Annotated in this window: 18 protein-coding genes; 5 read left to right on the top strand and 13 right to left on the bottom strand. The window is 34.3% G+C overall.

Going from position 1 to position 20709, the window contains the following annotated elements:
• Positions 1–1011 (top strand): AAA domain-containing protein (locus tag JZO70_RS16710; RefSeq protein ID WP_207674810.1); only part of this gene is annotated, 1011 nt, incomplete at its 5' end.
• Between the two features lie 167 nt (positions 1012–1178).
• Here JZO70_RS16710 and JZO70_RS16705 read toward each other — a convergent pair.
• The 10 genes from JZO70_RS16705 to JZO70_RS16660 form a co-directional block, all read right to left on the bottom strand.
• Complete coding sequence (locus tag JZO70_RS16705; protein ID WP_207674809.1) at positions 1179–3035, bottom strand: peptidoglycan amidohydrolase family protein; 1857 nt, start codon at positions 3033–3035, stop codon at positions 1179–1181.
• Positions 3036–3233: 198 nt separating this feature from the next.
• Positions 3234–4553: an McrC family protein gene (locus tag JZO70_RS16700; protein WP_207674808.1), complete on the bottom strand. Its 1320-nt coding sequence runs from the start codon at positions 4551–4553 to the stop codon at positions 3234–3236.
• Entirely contained in the window at positions 4550–6697 is a 2148-nt protein-coding gene (locus JZO70_RS16695) for an McrB family protein (protein WP_207674807.1), read from the bottom strand. The genes JZO70_RS16700 and JZO70_RS16695 overlap by 4 nt, the downstream gene beginning before the upstream one ends.
• A 464-nt stretch (positions 6698–7161) precedes the next feature.
• A complete protein-coding gene (locus tag JZO70_RS16690; RefSeq protein WP_207674806.1) occupies positions 7162–7977 on the bottom strand; it encodes an HNH endonuclease in 816 nt (271 codons plus the stop codon).
• 640 nt (positions 7978–8617) lie between these two features.
• A complete protein-coding gene (locus tag JZO70_RS16685) occupies positions 8618–10171 on the bottom strand; it encodes a DUF262 domain-containing protein (protein WP_207674805.1) in 1554 nt (517 codons plus the stop codon).
• 46 nt (positions 10172–10217) lie between these two features.
• Entirely contained in the window at positions 10218–11855 is a 1638-nt protein-coding gene (locus tag JZO70_RS16680) for a DNA cytosine methyltransferase (RefSeq protein WP_207674804.1), read from the bottom strand.
• Positions 11856–11874: 19 nt separating this feature from the next.
• Positions 11875–12735, bottom strand: coding sequence for a protein NO VEIN domain-containing protein (locus JZO70_RS16675; protein WP_207674803.1), 861 nt, complete (start codon positions 12733–12735; stop codon positions 11875–11877).
• Complete coding sequence (locus tag JZO70_RS16670) at positions 12704–14629, bottom strand: DEAD/DEAH box helicase (RefSeq protein WP_207674802.1); 1926 nt, start codon at positions 14627–14629, stop codon at positions 12704–12706. Before JZO70_RS16670 ends, JZO70_RS16675 begins: the two co-directional genes overlap by 32 nt.
• Positions 14630–14639: 10 nt before the next feature.
• The gene (locus tag JZO70_RS16665) at positions 14640–15968 is read right to left on the bottom strand and encodes a hypothetical protein (RefSeq protein ID WP_207674801.1); all 1329 of its coding nucleotides are present in this window, start codon (positions 15966–15968) and stop codon (positions 14640–14642) included.
• A 25-nt stretch (positions 15969–15993) separates the two neighbouring features.
• Positions 15994–16416, bottom strand: a complete 423-nt coding sequence (locus JZO70_RS16660) for an SRA domain-containing endonuclease (RefSeq protein ID WP_207674800.1) — start codon at positions 16414–16416, stop codon at positions 15994–15996.
• Positions 16417–16689: 273 nt separating this feature from the next.
• Here JZO70_RS16660 and JZO70_RS16655 point away from each other — a divergent pair, with 273 nt between their 5' ends.
• Positions 16690–17697 carry a DUF3427 domain-containing protein gene (locus JZO70_RS16655; RefSeq protein ID WP_488473505.1) on the top strand — a complete coding sequence of 336 codons (1008 nt, stop codon included), beginning with the start codon at positions 16690–16692 and terminating at the stop codon, positions 17695–17697.
• Positions 17698–17838: 141 nt separating this feature from the next.
• On the opposite strand, the gene JZO70_RS16650 is transcribed toward JZO70_RS16655, so the two are convergent.
• A complete protein-coding gene (locus JZO70_RS16650) occupies positions 17839–18000 on the bottom strand; it encodes a hypothetical protein (RefSeq protein WP_207674799.1) in 162 nt (53 codons plus the stop codon).
• Complete coding sequence (locus tag JZO70_RS16645; RefSeq protein WP_207674798.1) at positions 17993–18667, bottom strand: zeta toxin family protein; 675 nt, start codon at positions 18665–18667, stop codon at positions 17993–17995. The genes JZO70_RS16650 and JZO70_RS16645 overlap by 8 nt, the downstream gene beginning before the upstream one ends.
• A gap of 703 nt (positions 18668–19370) precedes the next feature.
• Here JZO70_RS16645 and JZO70_RS16640 point away from each other — a divergent pair.
• On the top strand, positions 19371–19670 hold the full coding sequence (locus JZO70_RS16640) for a hypothetical protein (RefSeq protein WP_207674797.1): 300 nt from the start codon (positions 19371–19373) through the stop codon (positions 19668–19670).
• A gap of 75 nt (positions 19671–19745) precedes the next feature.
• Here the strand turns inward: JZO70_RS16640 and JZO70_RS16635 are convergent, their stop codons facing one another.
• A complete protein-coding gene (locus tag JZO70_RS16635) occupies positions 19746–20039 on the bottom strand; it encodes a bacteriocin immunity family protein (protein WP_207674796.1) in 294 nt (97 codons plus the stop codon).
• Between the two features lie 245 nt (positions 20040–20284).
• On the opposite strand from JZO70_RS16635, the gene JZO70_RS16630 reads away from it, so the two are divergent.
• Together JZO70_RS16630 and JZO70_RS16625 are read left to right on the top strand one after the other, a co-directional pair.
• Positions 20285–20470, top strand: coding sequence for a hypothetical protein (locus tag JZO70_RS16630; protein ID WP_207674795.1), 186 nt, complete (start codon positions 20285–20287; stop codon positions 20468–20470).
• Between the two features lie 48 nt (positions 20471–20518).
• Positions 20519–20707: a hypothetical protein gene (locus tag JZO70_RS16625; RefSeq protein WP_207674794.1), complete on the top strand. Its 189-nt coding sequence runs from the start codon at positions 20519–20521 to the stop codon at positions 20705–20707.
• Positions 20708–20709: the final 2 nt, after the last annotated feature.

The following is a 20709-nucleotide window of genomic DNA, read 5'->3' as shown; positions in this document are numbered from 1 at the left end:
AATCTATTTTACGAGGAGCACTACCGATGCCATCCTAAGATTATCCAATTTTGTAACCAGCAGTTTTATAATAATCAGCTTATTCCCATGACCCAGGATAACGGAGAACAGTCAATCGAAATCATCACTACTTCCAAGGGCAATCATACAAGGAATTTTGCCAATTTAAGAGAAATAGAATCGATGGTAGAAGTGCGGCGTTCTTATGAAGAAGACATCGGGTTCATTACTCCTTACAACGCTCAAGTAGAACTAGCTGAACAATTGCTGCCGGAAAATTTTACTAAGAGAACCGTTCATAAATCCCAAGGAAGAGAACATAATGAAATTGTTTTCTCCACCGTTCTCGATAAGAAAAAAAGCGGAATAAAAAGTCTCAGTTTTGTAGATCAATCACCGTTAGTTAATGTGGCCGTTTCACGTGCAATTAATAAATTTACCCTCGTGACCGGCAATGACGTTTTCGGCAAGAACAGCAATATTGCTGCGTTGATTCGCTATATAAAATACTATGCCGATTCTGATCTAATTTACGACAGTCCAGTAATCTCTGCATTTGATTTGCTTTACCAAGACTATGATGAATCCTTAGAAAAACTCCAGGATCGTCTCTCTTATTCAAATGCGAAATATAAGTCAGAAAGAATAGTTGATGTTTTACTAAAAGACCTATTGGAGCAAGAAGAACTTCATTCGTTAGTCGTTCATAAGCAAGTATTTCTGAATCAGCTTGTTTCGTTGGAAAAGAATTTATTTACACCAAGAGAGCTAGAATTTATGAACCAAAAAGCCAGCTGTGACTTTGTGCTATATTACAAAGTGGGTAAAACTCCTTTGTGTGTCATTGAAGTTGATGGAGGCTCACATCGTGAAGATGCTCAAAAGGAACGAGATAGCCAGAAAAACTCTATTTTAGAAAAAGCTGCTATCCCGTTACTCCGACTGCAGACTGTCGAAGGGAAGATTGAAGCGAAGTTGGAGTCGTTTATTAAGGGCTGTTTGTCTAGTTGAGGAGTTTGAAAGTTAGTTATGGATAGTCCTGATGACAGCAACAGGCCAACGTGCGTTGACCTTGTTGCTGCTTTTGGGTTTAGGATATCGCGGTGGGTTCCATCGTTTTATCGATACGATACGTCATGTAATTTCCTATCCATCGCATACATTAAAATTTTCAAACTCTAAGACAACAGTTCAATGGTACTTTCTTCAAAATATCCTTGCCATTTTCCAGCAAGATATAGTGAATAATAACGATTGCCATTATAGTGATGATATTTTCCTAAAGCCGAATATACCTCAGCTAAAAATTCATTTGTGCTCCCTTTAATTTTCCAATCAAAATTTTCATAAACATTACTGTCTTTTTTTACTACTCTTGCTTTTTTACCAACATCTAGCCAAGCGCCTTCTGCTCCATTAGCTACTTTACAGGTATTTTCTTCGATATAACCTTGCCAAGTTCCTTTATAGTAGGCTGAATAATAAACAGTTTCATTATAATGATGGTATCTTCCTAATGCTTGATACGTTTTTTGGTAATGATTGTCTGTACTGTCTTTCTTTTTCCACTCAAAGTTCTCATAGATATCTTTTCCTTTTGCTGTTATCGTCACGTATCGGCCATCGCCTACCCAGGCTCCTTCTGCTCCATTAGCTACTTTACAGGTACTTTCTTCAATATAGCCTTGCCAAGCTCCTTTGTAATAAGCTGAATAATAAACAGTTCCATTATAATGATGGTATCTTCCTAATGCTTGATACGTTTTTTGGTAATGATTGTCTGTGCTGTCTTTCTTTTTCCATTCAAAATTCTCATAAATATCTTTACCTTTTACTGTTATCGTCACGTATCGACCATCACCTATCCAGGCTCCTTCTGCTCCATTAGCTACTTTACAGGTACTTTCTTCAATATAGCCTTGCCAAGCTCCTTTATAGTAGGCTGAATAGTAAACTTTCCCATTATAATGATGATACCGACCTAACGCTTGATACGTTTTTTGGTAATGGTTGTCTGTACTGTCTTTCTTTTTCCATTCGAAATTCTCATAGATATCTTTGCCATTTACTGTTATCGTTACGTATCGACCATCGCCTATCCAGGCTCCTTCTGCTCCATTGGCTACTTTACAGGTGCTTTCTTCGATATAACCTTGCCAAGCTCCTTTATAGTAGGCTGAATAGTAAACTTTCCCATTATAATGATGGTATCGTCCTAACGCTTGATACGTTTTTTGGTAATGGTTGTCTGTACTGTCTTTCTTTTTCCATTCGAAATTCTCATAGATATCTTTTCCTTTTACTGCTATCGTCACGTATCGGCCATCACCTACCCAAGCTCCTTCTGGTTTCGAACTGATTTTAATCGCATCAGACTGTATATATCCCATCCATGTTCCTTTATTGTTATACATTGAAAAATAGATAGTGCCATTAGAATGCTGATACCTAACTTTGGCTAAGAAAGTTTGATTGAAAATGTTGTCTGTATTGTCCTTAATGTTCCAATCAAATGAATTATATACCTTCACTCCTTTCTTAATCACTGTTACGTATCTACCATCATTTATAGGTTCTCCTTGCGGTTTTGTTTGACCTTTCAATCGATAATAATAGACTGGTAATCCACTGTAATCTCCCATCCAGCCTTGTGCTGGAGTTGTAACAATGCCATTTTTGCCATAGGCAGGAGCGATAGTACAATGGATAATTGTTTGATTATCCATAAAAATCCCCGTGTGACCATTGCTACCTGTTGATCCACCTTTGACCCCAGAAACAAAAAGATCACCTCGTTTTACTTCTTGACGTGAAATCGGCTGTAACAAAGTACCTTCTAATTTGTACAACGTTTCTGTATTCCCATAGTTTCCTCCAGAATTATCCATGAAACCACCGGCTCGTAATGCTGAAATTACTGCTGCTGAACAATCATATTGTGGTGGATTCCCACCACCCCAAGGCCGAACTTGCGCATATACTACTTTTCCTTCATGGTCTTTCATCCATTGAATCATTTTGTTTATATCTCCCATATCAATTCTCCTTATTCTTTTTTGTAGTGATCACTTACAAGATTAATTATATGCGAACGCGCGTTCCTTTTTGTGACAAAAAAAAGACATGCTTTAAATAATAAAATAGAGCTTAAACACTTTATCAGCGTTCAAGCTCTGTTCTTACGTTATACAAATTTGGATAATCTTTTCAAGTTATTCTTCGGGTTCGTATTCTTAGCTGCTACTCTTAAAAGTCTCTTTTATTTGTTCCTCAATATCATTCGATAGCAGATCAATATATTTTATCCTGATCCTTGCAATGATTTCTGCACTTACCTCGCTATTTCTAACTTTGGTACTTTGGAATTTTTTTTCTGGATATTCATCAGAATAAGGATAAATAATCACTACTTCTTTAACATTACTTCCTTGATGCTCATATCTGGTAAAGTAAGCGTACATTTGATAAAGATCAGCTTGTGAGGGTCCCTTATGATCTAAAATTTTCCATTTAGTATCAGCAATTGTTGTCCATTTAGAATTCTTCACGACAATATCTGGCCTAAGTTGATAGCTGCGCTTTGCTTCTTCAGTAGTATCAAATAGCCAACATGTAGTGTCTTGAGTAGATACATCACAATCAGACAATACCTTTTTAACAATATGTGCAATATATGCTTCAAAGATTTTTTCCATAGGAAATAGGATGGCGAAGGCTAGATTGGAGCCTCTAAATGACGTAAATGATTTGCCACTGAGAAAAATTTCACACCAATTAAGCGATTGTTCATAGTATCGATAATTGCGACCCAACTGGATTTTGCTGATACTTTGCTGAATATCTTTAGTTGTACTTACAAAATCAAAATAAACCAATTGCTCACGAATTAATCTTAAATTATTGTTATCCTTACTCCTTTTCAGCAGGAATTCTAAAGTCGTTTTTAAGAGTTGATTCTCTGGCACATCAATTAAGTACTCATCAAATTCATTATAAAAATGGGATTTGTTTATGCTGTTTTTTCTAATATGCTGAGTCATCAATAGCTTTCCTTTTAAAAACCGTTCATTACTTTGTACAGACACATAGTTTGATTTGAGACCATATTTGATAACCTTAGACAGTTCCTCTAAAAACATTGAAATAAATACTTCCAAAATATCATTACGATTAGTATTAAGATTCGTAAGCTTGAATGTTTTTCCATTAATTACTCGAACTGTTTTAAGCATCTGTAAAAATAGTTTTCGAACTGCTTCTTCATCAGTACTCTTTTTTGATTTCCCATAAATTTTTGGAAGAATTTCGATAGTAAGTCCTGAATCAGTTTGTAAGACACCTACAAAATTTTTTACTTGCACACCATTTCTAATTGATCTTAAAAAATTACGGGATTCATCGCTATCCGATTCATCTGAAGAATTTTGATCATCAATATAAGATTTTAATTCCCGAATGTCTTCAAGAGTAATCGTTACATCACTGTATTCATCATCCTTACAGATCTTGTCGTATTCTGAAACTGTAATTGTTCTATCGTTTTTCACTCTCATGATGACTTCCCATCAGCTACAATCGATTTAGCAAATTCTATAAAATCATCATTCTGTACACCATGATTAACAACAAAACGTACATTGTCATAGTCATTGGTTAGCTTTTTAAATTTCGAACCAAAGAGATTATCATCTAACTTATCAATCCGCTCTATATATATCCCCTTTTCATCATTTAGTACAGCTCGGATCTTTTCGTAATCCTCAAAGAAATACTCTTGAAGTAGTGGAATAATCTTTTTTTCAAATACAGATTGTAATTCCTCAATCGTCGAGATATTTAGAAAGAAAGCATGCCCTAAAGTATGGTCTCTATCGTATAAAAATTCAATCCTGCTATTCATTACCTCCATCAATTTGGCAACATCAATACCTCCAATCGTTCCTACTTTACTTCCAATGATACTAGGGTCCGGCCTTTCTTCTTTAAACTCAAATCTTCGTCTAAGTGCTGTATCCATCATAGCAATAGAACGGTCAGCTGTATTCATAGTTCCTAGAATAAATACATTTTTGGGTACCCCAAATGTTTCTCCCGAATAGGGCAACGTAACTGTTAATTCTTCGGCTGCACCTAGGCGCTTGGAAGGTTCGATCAATGTAATTAATTCTCCGAGTATCTTACTGATGTTCCCTCTATTAATTTCATCAATTGCAAAAAGATAGTTCTGCTGTGGATGATCTTTTGCGCGATTACAGAACTCTTTAAAAATTCCATCTTTGACACGATAATTGATATGACCATCTTTCGTTTCAGCAACGATTCCTTCAATAAAATCTTCATAGCTATAAGACTGGTGAAATGTTACTAAAGAAAAGAATGAATCATATTTTGATAGGTATAACTGCTTAATCTTATTTTCGATTTTTTCAGCCTCAAGTCTACCTTTTTCTGTTAGCTGCCAATATTTTCGGTCTACGCGTTCAAACAAGTCTGTCTTTCTAAGATTCTTAGACCCAGTTGATTCTTTTGTGGCATTCTCACTTATTTCTGTATTAATAGTATCGTATGGCTTTTTACTATTCTGGTTATTTGCATATTGAACAATAACATCACTTTTTTCTATGTCTTTTACTGTCATTGTTTTTTCATTTTTAATTATGAAGGCTAAATAGATTGCTTCTTTCCAAGATGATGGTTCATAATTGAGAGCGGCCTCTCTTACATTATCTGAACTACCTAACAACTTTTGTTTTATTTCACGAATTTTATACGTTTTACCTGTTCCAGGAGGTCCGTATAGTATTTTGTTCCATCCTACTAAGCTTTCCTTCTCCATATCGACATACTCCCAAAAAAATTTTATAATTTCCGTAATCTGCTCTAATGTTGGTGATTCATTACCCAACTCGATCACCTTTAGTGTCTTGTTTTTATTTTCGCTATCTGAATCTTTACCAAGGAATACTTCAAATTTTAGTTTTTTAGAAGTTTCCTCACTTCTGTCATAGACAATTTTTTTCCCCCCATCATTGATATATCCTTTAGCCCAAAGTTTTTTCCCAGCATTAGGTTGGTTGAAACTCCATCCAAAGTGTCTACCAACTACGGTAATTGGTGAAATATCATCTCTTTTGAACTTTCCTACTATAAATTTATTAGACTTAGCCTTTTTATCAGCGTATTCCCCGTTGTTTTCTTGATAACACCAGTCACTAAATTCTACAAATTCTTTAAATATTTTAGTTAGACGTTCAGTTCGATACTCTAAAATATCCAACCCATCAATAATAATTTTTCCCTTTTCCCAAAACTGGTTCCAACCAATTGGTGCAGGATAATCGATTACAATTTTATCCTTGAATTTTTCAAACCCAGTTACTTCTTCCATTTCATAAAAATGTAAAGTAGAGATTATTTTAGTTAATGGATTAGTCCAGTCTTTTTCCCCACTGTATTGAACACTATATACACCTTTAAAAACACTAGCACTACCACCTTCAGCTTGCCCTATAGTTGTTACAATGTAATCAATATTCTTGAAAACATTCTTAGCTTGGTGTTTTTGAAATTCAATATAGTTCTCATCCCCAGTTTTTTTCCACGCATCATATACATGATGAATAATTTTAACTCTCTTGAAATCTGTATCCTTTGGAAAATAGGGAGTTAATAGTTCTTGAATAGTTACGCTTTTCATGGTAGGTTCCTCACCTTCGACACTTTTTTTAAATTTTTCATTTTTTGTAATTTAAAGCGCTTTCTTAGAAGTTATATTACTAAACGTAATTTGTTCACCGGACTTCTCTTCTAAAGAAGGTTGTTCTGCCTCTCTATACCTAGGCAATAGAATAAGCGCACGTTCCCCTTTTTGTTGATTATCTGTAAATTTCGTTTCTTCAATGGAGGTTTCATATATATATTTTATAAGTTCTTCAGTAGTCGTAAATTTATCTCTCCTGTTCTATTTGACCCACTTCAAATAGAAAGTTCGGTAGGATCTAAAAGAATCCAGAACAATTTGACAGTTTGAAATGCATTTGCAATAATATTTTTTCTTCTTTGCAATTTATTTTTCGTCGTTCTTCTGCATATTGTTTTAAGCAATGTCTAAAAGCAAGTAATTAACTCAAATTAATTTTCGAAGTTACATTTTGTTAGTGATTATCGGTACCATTTCTCGTATACTTGGCTAGTGCTTATATAGTTTCCACCTTTTTTCTTATTGCACTTCTCACACAACAGTTGAATGTTTGTTACGTCATTGAAACCATAAAAATTTAAAGGCACTATGTGATCATAATTATTCAGATTCTGTCTGCTAACTAAATTAGACAAATCTTTATTGCATAAAACACATCGCCCTCTATCTCTAAAGAAAACAGCATCTTTTACCCACTTAGGTAGAGCGCGTCTTTTTAATTTTCCATCTTTTTTTAAATAGCAGAGATTATCTGGAATAATTTCTGTTTTATTTAGTGTTCTCAAATAATTCGAGATAAGATGATTAAAACGTAGCATAATCTTTCGATTAGAAAACATTAGATAAAATACTTCATTAGATATTTGAAAGATAAGGTTCTCATACTCTTCACTCAAGATAACTGCTTCTAAGTACTCGTCTATATCATCTACACTAGCTTGATCGATCTCAAATCCTTTGCTTTTGGCCCACTCATCAAATCTTCCATCAACGAACCCGTATTTCACAAACCAATGATCTAGATAAAGCATTCTATCTTTACTATTAGTATCAATAAATCCTGGGTCTTCCTGGAAGACAGAATCAACTATGAAGCCAATAAAACTATGGAAACAAGAGTGCTTTTTGAAAGGTTTGAGATAGTATTGAATTTCACCTTCCCCAAAAATAGCGCTTATATTAACGATATATGGAAAAGTATTTTCTAAAACACCATCAATAATATCGGCAAAATGATAAATCCCGAAATCCGTTTTTTCAAATATTCCATTATTCATAAAACATCCTTCCGTTCTAATTATCTTGACAAATGTACACAAACCATCTGATTTTCCATTTACTAATCATTGCACTTTTCACTAAACAACTGTTAGCGTCAGACGCTTACAAACAAATGATGTGTGCTCAAAAAACGAATAAAAATGGCCTAGAAAATTGTACAAAATTACTAGGCCCGCAGTTTATTCTAAAACTAAAACACTTTACTTTTATTTTCACACGATGCTAATACATTGTATATTTCACACAGTTCTTCAGTAATACCAGCGAATATGTTGCGCATAACTTTATTCATCTCGCCTTGATAATTGGTGAAGTTCGAATCTGTCAATTTAACAGAGTCTTTATTTATTAGCTTTAGAAAGACTTGAACGCTGGCAGCTTTATTTTTCATTCTTTTCAATTTTTTGATTTCCTTATCTAGCAACTGAACATAGGCAAAGAAGAATTGCATTTCTTTTCTATGGGAGGAGAAAACTTTATCATTTAAATACTTTATTTTATCAACACAAGATTTGCATTTCACTTCTGCAAACTTATCATTAACGAGCTTCTTTATTTGTAAAGTATTGAACAAGTACATGTTTTTTCCATTAGAAATTTCATACCTACTCTTATCAATAACGAAATGTTCTAGGTTCAAATTTTTATAAGGGATAATTTCGTCAATAATTGGACCATCAACATTAATTTTTTTGTTTTTTTAACTCTCTTGACTTGAAATATTAAATTCATTTTAAGGAACTTAGCTTTAGAAATCCCATAATTTTCTTTAGCTAATTCTGCTTTAAAAATTTCTTCCCAATCGAAGCTTTCACTATACAAGTGTTTTATATCATGGGCGGAAGAAATGGTCAGATTCTCTTGTCTCAATTTTAAATAGTTACTTCCTAAAATTCCAATTAAGTGATGATGATACAGCGATAAGGTAATCTCTGTCAAACACTTATAGATTAATTTGTACGATTTAGCAGTCTTTTCTTCTTCTTTTTCTTTTTCCTTTTCAATTTGTATTAACAGAGCATACAAATACTTTCGTATGACCATCAACATAGCTCCATCATTTTCTGTATTGTTCCAACCGTATACTAACCATTCTATTTCTTCTAGTCTTTTATTTATATTTTTGGTCTTGCTCTTATCAGTACAAAAACCTTCTAGTTCTGTTAGTTTTCCAGTTTTTAAGAAGTTGATAACTTTTTTTAGGTAAAATCCCAATTTATCGATAAAATTCATAATTGAAGTAGGGCTTTTATAATTTTCTTCTATATAGTGATTAGGAATCTTTAAGTTTATTTCATTAATTCTTTCGGGATCAGAAGAGTATTTTTCATAATCCATACAAGTTATCATTGTCTTTAAAAAGTGATTAAAGTTCTGAAATCCCAATAAGTTAGCATTAGCAGAGTACATATTAAAAATACCATTTAGCTTTTTCTTATATTCATTCATTTCTTCCGTAGAATCAATTATTTTCAAGCATAACGCCGAAAATATTTCATAAGCATCTAAGGGTCTCCCCTTCATATTTAATGCAATAAAACTATCCAAAGCTAAAGCAGGAGTCCTATATTTCAAAATAATAATTTTCTGCTCTAAAATACATTTGATATATCCAACTATTGTTCCTATAGACTCATCATTCTCCATACCTTGTAGAAATTGAGATAGTGTGTCATCTATTTTTTTAAAATTGTCGAAGATGGGATTAGGACTACTATCCAAATTAATAAAATCTTCCGAATTTATTCCCTTACCTAAGGCATCTTTATGTAGCTTTTCCAGTAATGGTATTGTAGGAGAGTCTTCAGAAGAAAAAGGGAAGTTGTTTATAAATTTTTCTAGTCGTTTTTTCTCAGTTTCCCCAGCATTTAGACAGCACAAACGATTATACAGAACTAACATTATTATATAAATCGTCGTTATTCTTTGCTGTCCATCAATGACTTCGAATAACCTATCATCATTTTGTTCAAGAACCGAAAGAGTTACGAAACCAAAGTTATAGCCCTCCCCTTTGGGTAGAATAAGATCTCTAAAAAGTATCTCACCTAACTCTACATCCCATTTATAAGCTCTTTGGTAACTTGGAATAATATACTTATAATGATTCTTTTCAACATACTTTTTTTTTCTTTCACTGTAATCTAAAAATAATTCCCCAACTTTTTTTTGCAGAATATCACTACTCATTTGCCCCCACAGCCCTTTCTTGTTTCTTTACTTCCCATTGTTCTCCTTATAAATTCATTATCTTACTTTTTTCACAGCTACCAATGACACTTATCAATTCACTTAAAATAAAGTGTGAGATAAGTATTTTTTGTGGTATTGAAATGTTTAACTCTAATATCTCTACGTTATCATTATGATTGTCAAAATTATTATTGATCAAGTGTTTTAGTCCTTCTAACAATTCTTCTGGTCCTATTAAGCATTCATTCTCACGTTGCTGTGTAGTTTTTATATAAATTTCTTGTAGCCTTTCAAACGATTCTATTTGACTAGACATTTTATCTATAAATTCACTAATTATACTAAATTCAAACTTGGATAAAAAATCTAAACTAAACTCAAAATCCTTATAAACTTTAGCACTTTTCCCCTGACCTTTATGAATTTCAGCTACCCATTCAACATTTTCATTATTGAATGAATTAAGTAATTCTGCTCTGAATGCGTCAATTTTAAGATATGGAACATGATATTTAAACTTTGCATTTGGCTTTTTAGTTTGCTCCTCCTTCAGAGGGAATATTTCACCATTCAGATTAACGAATCCATCCTCAACTGCAAAGCTTTTCAACAAAGCCTCTGATGGTAAATAGCACTGGTCTTGTTTCGCTATTGCTTTAGCTAATGAATAAGAAAATAGCGGTGGCACCGCATTTCCTACCAGCTTATACTTTACAGAATCAGAATCTCCATAAAAACGATAATCAATGGGAAATGACATGCAAGTAGCCACTTCTCTTATGGTTGGATATCTATACCTATCATCAGAATCTTTTGAATAATCCAATATCATAGACTCTCTCGAAGAACCCGACATTGTAGCCATGATAGTTCGAGCAGGTCGTTCCATTTTCTCAGGAAACGACATCACTCCCATATAGCCTTTATCCATTTTTTGGCGTTTTGCTTTTTGCCACTCAAATTCTGGAATTTCTTTCTTATAGTGATGATCAGTTAATTGGTTTCTTTTGAGAACTATATCAAAATTAGGGTCTCTTACTAAAGATTCATCAAGCGTTCCAGGCTCTCCTAATGATTCAGTTACAACACCTAAGCTTTTAGTTATTTCACATTTTTCCGGTTTAACAAAATCACCGCATATGTATCGCTTACGACTTGAAGGAACACCATAATCTTGCAGATCGTAGACACCTGTTCCAATTTTCTTCACTTTGAGAACATCAAATCCTGGAAGTCCTAATTCTGCCATGGTGTACGAATCCTGTATATATTTTTCGATATTTTTTACATTCTCTAGCATCCAGTATTTTAGGATCGAATTTTCCTTGAATTTTTTTCTTGCTACTACTCTCAAGAAAGATTTTAGCAACTTTATTCCAAGCTCCTTGTTTCCCTTTCCTGATTTATTAGAATTCGAAAAAGCAACACACGGTGGTGACCCAATAATGACATCCGAGTCAGGTACTTCTAATTCAAACAAGTCTCTAGGTAAAGTAGAAAGCTTATAAACATCGTATTTTGTCGCTATATCCTTTCCATAATTAAAGTGATTTTTATTATGCGTTTTGATAGCTGGCTCCCAGATATCATAAGCTCTTAGTATTTTGAACCCAGCTTGATGGAACCCTTCAGAGAACCCCCCGGCCCCACAGAATAGATCAACTACTGTATATTGTTTCATTAGATATCTCCTACATTTCTTATTTCTTTTGCTTTCGTTCACCAATGAAGTGATTTTTAAAGGTGACTTTAAAGTTTTCACCAACAACCCTTGAATAAAGAGAAATATTTTTACAAACATTTTCTATAAAAACTGGTTCCTTTGCGAGAGAATAATGGACTAAGCACAAAAAATACTTATCTTTATTTTTTTCCGCCACACTCAATTCATTTTTACTGATGTAGAAACTATAATCGTCACCTACACATTTAACTTCAATCATCTTGTTTGGAACAAAGTCATTGTCTGAAAAAAAAGATAATATATCATATCCAGCACTCACATCAAAAGGCGATACATATAAAATTTCCTTTTTAGGATATTTATTCCTTTCGTATTCAAGTACAAAATGTTCTGCCTGCTCACCCAGTTGTGCCTTATTCTCCAAATCCTTCACAAGTTCAGCCAGAGTTTTCTTTTTCTTAATGAGACTTTTCTTTTCCGCTGCCATATTTTGATACTTACTAGCAGAAAAGATAAAAGTATTCAAGTCCTTTTTTTCAATGACCCTCATTTGTAACAATAAATTCCTCAATACATAATACCGGATAGGAATAGAAAATAGTAGTTTTTTCGTTGTCTTATGAACAGAAAATACGAAAAAATCAGGAAAATTTTCAAAGATGTAGCTCAACAAGCATTTTACAAACGCATCTTTAGTATACGGTTTTTCTAATCCTAGTTCATGTATCAAATGGACCGTTTGAACAAACTTAGTGGAAGATATTTCAAGGAAATAGTTTTTTGCGTGTTGAATTTCCGTATCAGTCGAGTTACAAACTTCAAAAATTCTTTCTAATTCAGCCCAATCAACTATTTCCTCTATTTTTTCTTTTTTCATAGAACTTAATTACCGCCTTAACATCGTTTTCATTCAATTCATCCGCCATAAAATTAAACAATGGAATTTCTCTACTTTCTGTAATCCGTAAAAGAATTTGTTCTTTTTCCAACAATCTATTATGGATAACTTCAGAAATTGTATCCTTAGTTATTATATAGTAATAATTAGTATTTATATCCTTAGGCAATCCGTATCGATGAATACGATCTTTTGATTGTAAGAACCTTGCTCCATCGAAATTTCTTTCCAAATATATGGCGTTGTGGCATCTCTTATGCAATGAAATAGACTCTGCAACGGCGAAAGGATTAGCTACAATGACGTCGAATGATGAAGACTTAGAATTAAACTCGTCTATAATTTTTTCTCTAGTTATGACATCTTTTTCTGTAACCTCTGTTTCAATCGGTGTTTTCCCGTATAGAACTCTATGTTTTATATCACATTCTTCTAAATAGCGAGAAAACATCAAAATAGATTCTACATACACAGCCCAGACAATCACCCTTTCACCTTTAGAAATCTTTTCTTCAATAATTTCACGGGCAAGTATAAAACTGTTAGGAACAATCCTTTGAGTATGATATTTTTGTATTAAACTCGCAAATTCCTCATCAATTTCAGAAAGTATATCACTTTCAGAAGTTAACTCAGCGATAGGAGATAACAGTAAGCTCGGGTTGGATGCTGCTTGAATTAATCGTATCATTTTCGCTTGCTTAAACGTATCTACGACGTAATTGTCTTGGTCAAAACTAGTTACTATTTTCTTTTCAATTATTTCATATATTTTTGATTGTGCTGAGTCCATCTCTACGTAAATTGGTGGATTCTCAGTCTTTGGGGGGAGATTCAAATCACTCTTTTTAATCCTAATAAAGTATGGGCTTAAATCATCCAGGAGGTCTTCAACTCTATCATCATTTGATGCAGTCGTCATATCATCTAATTGAATTGGGCTATATTTGATTATTCCCTTTTTAGGCCATATAAATTCAAATAAATTGTATAAGTCTCGATAACCATTAGGCGCTGGCGTACCCGTCAGAATAACTCGACTATTAGCATAAACTGCTAAATCTAGTGCAGCAGTAGCTATTGATCCTCCAGAAGTATTTTTTATTTTATGTGCTTCATCAAGCACAAACAATACATTATTGTTAAGTAAAAAATATTTTATTTCATTGGTCAAACCTATTAGTCCCTGATAGGATATTAAAGTTATTTCAGCCGTATTACTTCGGAAAAAGTATCCTTCCTTTTCCTCTCTGGGAAGTTCACCTGAGATTCTTTTTATTTCTATCTCCTTTCCAAAACATTCTTTATATTCGTTCTCCCAAGGTCCAAAACTACTCAGTGGTCCTACTATTAGCATTTTATTTACTTGCTTATCATTTGTTTGTGCTTTTAAATACGAGTAAGCTCCATACACAATACTAGTTTTCCCCGCACCAGGAACTGAAAAATTGCATGCATTTTGAGAAAAGGCAAGATGGTACGCTGCTAACAATTGTAAGGGATACAGGGTCCTATCCAGTTCTTCATCCAATACCGAACAGAAGTGCTCAAACTCATCAACATTAAACTCACCATTCCAGATTCTTTTGGCTTGGTCAGAGAATTCCTTAAATTGTTCAGCTTTACTGTAAGCAGTTTTTACCTTTTTTGCCGTATTATCATCTAATGATATATTAAGGTTATTACTTTCAAAAAAATCTAATAGCGAAAACAAGTCATTATCATCTTTTGGTAAGTCAATCAATATCCTATCTTCTTTAAACGAAGCGTTAAATTCCCTTTTTAGATGTAACCTTTTTCTTTTATTTAGAAGTGATACTTTCCCAATGATTACAATCGAATTATCTAAAGTTTTTAATAAAAAATTATCCATATTCTGATACCTATCCTTCAGATCTTCTATCAAATGACTTTTTCCATTTCCACACCAGAGTATTTAACTCACAAACTTTCTTATTAATTTCTTCAGTATAAAAGTTTTCAGACTCATCATCAATTGTATTTAATGTTTTTAAAGCTTTAGTAAGAAGCGCTAAGGGTTGATCAACTTCTTGAGCATCCTCTAGCATTCGTTTACTTTGTCCCATATTTCTTTTCATTAAATTCGAGACTTCTTTGGTCCACTCTTTATCCCTTTGTTTTAAGATATCAGTTACATCATACTGGTCTGCATTATTACCTAAATAATCGTCTACAGATTCCTCTTCAATATTACTAATTTCATTGTGTTTGTCAGAGAATTCTTTCCAAACATCTTTGTTGTTAAAGAAGCTTACTGGAACATTACCTCTTGAATTTTGTGCAATTGACCTAAATTCTTTCCCTTCATACTGAGCTCTTATATAATCAAAGCTGATTCCAAGCATATCGTTTATGTCTTGGTCAGTATATGCCCAGTTGGTTCTAGCATTTCGAGACCTCTCTCTGTAAGCCTTCTCATAACTGCTTAAATCCACAAATTGCCCTTCCCGTTTTTCGAGTAGCGAATATAATCCAGTATAATCGTGATAATCGAGATAATCATTCATCAATTTTAGAATTTCCAAATTCTTTCGAATTGTTGATTTATTTTCGCCCATCATTCTTGCTATCGCGGCTTCGTCGTGACCTATATCTAACATTTGTTTAGTTTTCAGATATTTTTCTATTGGGTTATAATCTAGTTTTTCATCCATACCCATTTGGTATGTAGTTTCTAATTCTAAAATTTCTTTTTGATCAGCATTGTCATCTAGTATTACTGCATTAAAATATTCGCAATGACTTACATCATGTTGTTTATACTTGTCCTTTTCTCGGAATAGTTTGTTTAGAAGGCAGGCTCTTCTGTTCCCATCAATAATTATGCCATTTCTTGAAACAATTCCATATTGTTGCTGCTTTTGTTTCAATAATGAATCCATAGTAGTTTTATTTCTATCAATTTTTGATTTCCACAAAAAATCTTCAATAATTTTTTGATCTTCAATATTTTCTGGATCTAATGTTCTGTTTTTTACTTCAAATGTTTTAACTAGAGTTCCAATTCTTCCATTGTAAGGATTGTATACCAAACAAGACAAGGGTATTCTATAAACGTTAAACTCTTTATATTCACCTTTATATGGTAATCGAACTCCTGTCATCTCTGGCTTATGATGTTTCTTGATTTCTTCTAGTTTCTTTATCCGTAACTCTTCTTTTAATGGTTGGATCGTTTTTACTTTTTCCATAATCAGCATCTCCTCATAAAAAATTTCAAGTAATCTTTTTCAAGTGAAAAATAAATACTCTCCTCAAATTGTTTAAATCATCCAACTGAAAGTTTTGACGCGTTTCTAAAAGCCTATACTTACCGTGAAAAAGATATCTAAAACCTTTTTCGAAATTCCCTTTCTCAAAAACTAATAAATCTTTCCCATCTTTTTGGTGGGATAAGACAGCTAAATTTAAATTGTACATGTTATTTTCCAAGCTATCTTGATCACCAATTCTCCCTATACCTGTATACATCAAATACTCCGTAGATCCTTCTTGGTAGAAGTAGTCAGAATATATTTCATTATCATTGACAAAAAGCAAGACTGCCTTCTGAGTATTTGCTATGCCTTTTTGCGTATCTCCACCTAATAGTTGACTGATTTCTTTACGGTTTCGAAACAGTTGTCCCTCTTTTATCATAGTGGCTCCTCTATTTATATTTATTATTATTCTAACAGAAAATCGTAAGCCAGAATATAAATACATTGCTCAAATATTAAAGTATAAAAATTTGATTGATAGCAGTAGCGTTTTTCGGAACATTGTTTTTGCACGTGACTGTGTTTTACAATAACTATCTAAGAAGATCTAAAAATATTTGCACACATTTTATCGTAGCATAGTCCAGCTTACGTAGATGAATATTGTCATAATAGTCCTGTTATTGTTCATAATCTTTAATTTTATTCATTACTGGTAGCAAATCTTTCATTCAAAAATCGCTTGAACCGAGTGCCTACCCTGACTGATTTTATCCAGCAGCAGGTGCTTGATCCTATGCTAATTGCCAATAAATTTGGCTCTTACTATTCGTTTTTGACGAAGGTGAAGGACAATGAAGGAACGTTGTCTGAAGAAGAGAATAAGTTTCTGATGTTTTTGTCACGAGAAGTTTTACCAGGGATTCGTTCCCACGAAATCGTGCTGCTGTCTAAGCTGGTGAAGGAACCGGCTGAATTATCTGTTGAAGATATCCAGCAGTTATTCACAGCCTGTCAATTACCTGATGATGAATCCACCGTTTATTCTGTCTTACGGACTCTTTCATTGGAGTTTTACACAGGTGGACAGAAGAAAACTTATCAAGGCGCCGAACTTATCCACGTGGATAACTCTACAGTGCGTTTGACCGAGCCTTTTGAACAGGCTTTGCAGAATGATTATTTTAGAAAAATGCTAGAGGATTTACTTGCTGCCAGCTACTACAAATCCGAAAGCTTTGCGAACGATCAACCTTTAACTCGTTATGCCAAATACCGGCGGCGGGATGTTCTGCGGATGCTGAATTGGCAGGAACAGATGGTGGATCAGAACATCGGTGGCTATACTTATAAAGACGGAAAATTCGTCATTTTCATTACGTTGCAAAAGGGCGAAGATTTCAAAGGCGCGCAAATGGCTTACGAAGATGAGCTGATCGACGAGAGCACGATGCGCTGGTTTACCAAATCACCAAGAACTCTAAATTCACCGGAAGTGAAAGCACTGCAGGATATCCACATGTGGACAGTTCATCTGTTTGTGAAAAAGTCTGACGATGAGGGTAAAGAATTTTACTATTTGGGTGAAGCTGCCCCTATCCAAGATACAATCAAGCAGCTGTCTAAACCTACACAAGAAGGCAAAGAGCAAAATGTGGTGGAGATGGATTTGCAGTTGAAGGATGCGGTGGATGGTAAGTTGTTTAAGTATTTGACATAGGGATATATCAAAAAGCATATGTAGTGTACCAGGAAAGCTAAATCCAGGACACTGCATATGCTTTTTTTCATACGATAAAAGAGCCATTCGGCTAACAATATTCGAAATCTTGGTAAACAAATCTCCAACTAATTTGCCGTACTATTTATCTAACCCAACCAATTTGCGCTGTCTCTCGTTTGCTTGGTCAGCAATGTATTTCATGAAGGTTTTAAATTCTTTAGCCGTGGCATTTTCTGACAAATCAGAAATGCTATTGTTGTATTTCTCAACAATTCGTTTGACTTCTTCTTTTTCAGACATCTAATTCTTCCTCCAGTTCTTTTTGAATATATTGTAAGGGCAGTACTAAATTTACATTGTCTGCGGCATAATGACTCTCAGATACATTATTTTGATAATCTTTAATGATGATGTGCAGTAATATCTCCGGGTGTCTTAATTTTACTTTTTCAATATTCTCTCTTGATTTGAAAAAAGCGTTGATGAACGTTTTCTTTGGAACGTGACGACCTTCTGTAACTTCACGCTGTTTTGTAAACTCCCACGCAATTTTAGGATCTTGGTAGACATAGAAAATAGTGATGCTGTAATTATTCTTCAACGCTCGAGTGATATTCTTTTCGGCACTTAAAATCGCAAAGGTCCCATCCAGGATAAATGAGTAACCTTCCTCCAAAACAAACTTTAGTGATTGTTCAACTAGCCAAGAGGAAGCTTTTTGAAAAAGGCTAGAATTTGTTCCATTGTAGTCAGGAAATTGTGTTCTGAAGTAATCAGCATCAATGACAACATAATTTTGGTAGTTTTCGGCCAATCCCGCAACGACTTCTGTTTTTCCAGCACCAGGACTTCCAACCATGAAAATGGCATCTCGTTTATTCTCAGGATATTTGCCTCTGACTATTTTCTCAATAAAAGTATCTTTATTCACTTTAGCAAAAGCTAAATAACGATCAGTTGTATCCACAGTCAGGCTCACCTTCTTTCACTGCACTTAAGGATATTATAAGGCGTGCTGAGCATAAAGTCAGTAAATGATAGCTACTAATGCTTCTAATCCAATAAGAACTTATTCTATAGCAGAGGAAGCTAAAACCAGTTTTCCACTGTAGTATTTGCGATTATGGTCCAGTGAGCGTATAATTTTATGAAAGAAACTTACCCATGATCGCTGATTAACTGCGAATAAAACCTTCTTTGGAATATGCCAATAGTCTGTGCAGAAAGGAATTGACAAAAGATATGGATAGCCTGATAATCGTACTTTCTATAATCCTTATCGTTTCCTGTTTCTTTGCTTTTTCTGTCTATCACTACTATCGGAGATTAAGTGTGAAAAACAAGCTTCTGAAATCCATACTGGCTGGACTTATGGCACTTCTGGAGGTACTGTAGATTTCTTTATTCATAGGAATGAGCGATAACTCTCATCTGCTTTTTTGAATGCTTAGCAAAACACGCCCTGCATTCTATTACTTAGATCAATTTATTATTAAACTAAAAAAGGCCTAAAAACCACCGATCCTCAGATCAGGTTTTTCGGCCTTTTAATCGATTATTTCAATATCTTTTTTGTTCAAGACAGAAAGCACAGCGTTCAGGATACTCTTTCTTTAAACTCATTCGCGCATGCTATACTTAAAGAAAGAAACCTGAAAGGAGCCAGAACCATGATACCTGCGACAAGCAATCCACCCGACAAGAAGTACCGCACTAAAGCTATTCTGATTCGTTTTGGTATTATTGGCCTTTTCTTATACCGACGCTTCAAAGATACGTCCCACTTTCAAAGTCCTGGTCGAATTATGCTCTTGTTTGCCATTCGCTTTTTCCTCTTCTTTTTTATATTTATGGCTGGGTTAAGCTGGATTTTTTCTGGGTCCTTCCCGCCTATTTTATTGCTTATTATTCTGATTTCCAGCATTTTATACGGTTATTGGGCTTCAGTTTATTTCACTGACGACGAATAAACAGGAACCAAAATCGGCTCCTGCTGCTCAATCTATTTGTATATCTTATAGAGCTGGCTGTCATTTTGCAGCATATTAGCCATATCTGATGTTAGATAGCGCCGTTAGCTCTTTCAACTTATCGGCTTGAGGCTGGGGCAGGTCTGCTCCATCTTTTCTCATTGCGCTGGAAATATCGATATTCATCCGACTCAAGATCAAGGGGACGGCAGCTTCTTTCTTCGTTAGCTCATCCTGGTAGTTGCTTAACACTTTTTGCAGCGCTTGATTCTTTGGATCATTGTTTAGCTCATTTAATAAATCGGTGATGATGATGATCGCCTGATCTCCACGTTCCTTACCGCCAGAGAACCATTTCAATTCGCTCATACTATTCCACTCCTTAGACTGCTTTCGTTTGATTGAGGTTGTGTTATATTTTACCCCTTTTGTTTCCCGTAAATCATTTTAAGAACACTATTAACATAACACAGATTATGCTTGTGCATCCAAAAACATCTTGAACCGGTGGAAAACTATTCCTGAACGAACAAGCTGATTCGAGAAGTTTTTATCGGAGACTCGCAATTCCAATCAACTTGTATCAAAAATGCTTAGAAGGAGTGTGTTGAAACATGACTGAAACTAAAAAAGCTTTTGCTAAAGTAATCATCCAAATAATCATGTTCATGGTCATCGTATGGATTCTAGTGTCTGGTTCTGCGGATTTCTCAATGGGGAGTTATTTGTTAGGAACTCTGGTTTTTGCATTAGGGGTATCCACTATATTTTATTATGGTCAAAAAAGCCCTAAGAAATAAGCTCGGATTCCGGTTAAACTGAGAGTACACGTATAAGGAGGTTTTACCATGTCCAAACAAACTGAACAAAAGTGGTACACCAAGAAACGATTTTACATCCCTGTCTCCATTATTCTAGGTATTGTCGGCTTTAGTCCCATGTTTGCTTCATTGTTGGGGGTAAAGCATGACGAGGAGATCAACCCTGATTTTTATACGGATAAGGATGCGCCGATGTTTAAGAAGAAGTCTGACTAAAA

This window comes from Candidatus Enterococcus moelleringii (genome assembly GCF_017377575.1).
GTDB lineage: Bacteria > Bacillota > Bacilli > Lactobacillales > Enterococcaceae > Enterococcus_A > Enterococcus_A moelleringii.
This window is presented reverse-complemented; position numbering and strand designations above follow the sequence as displayed.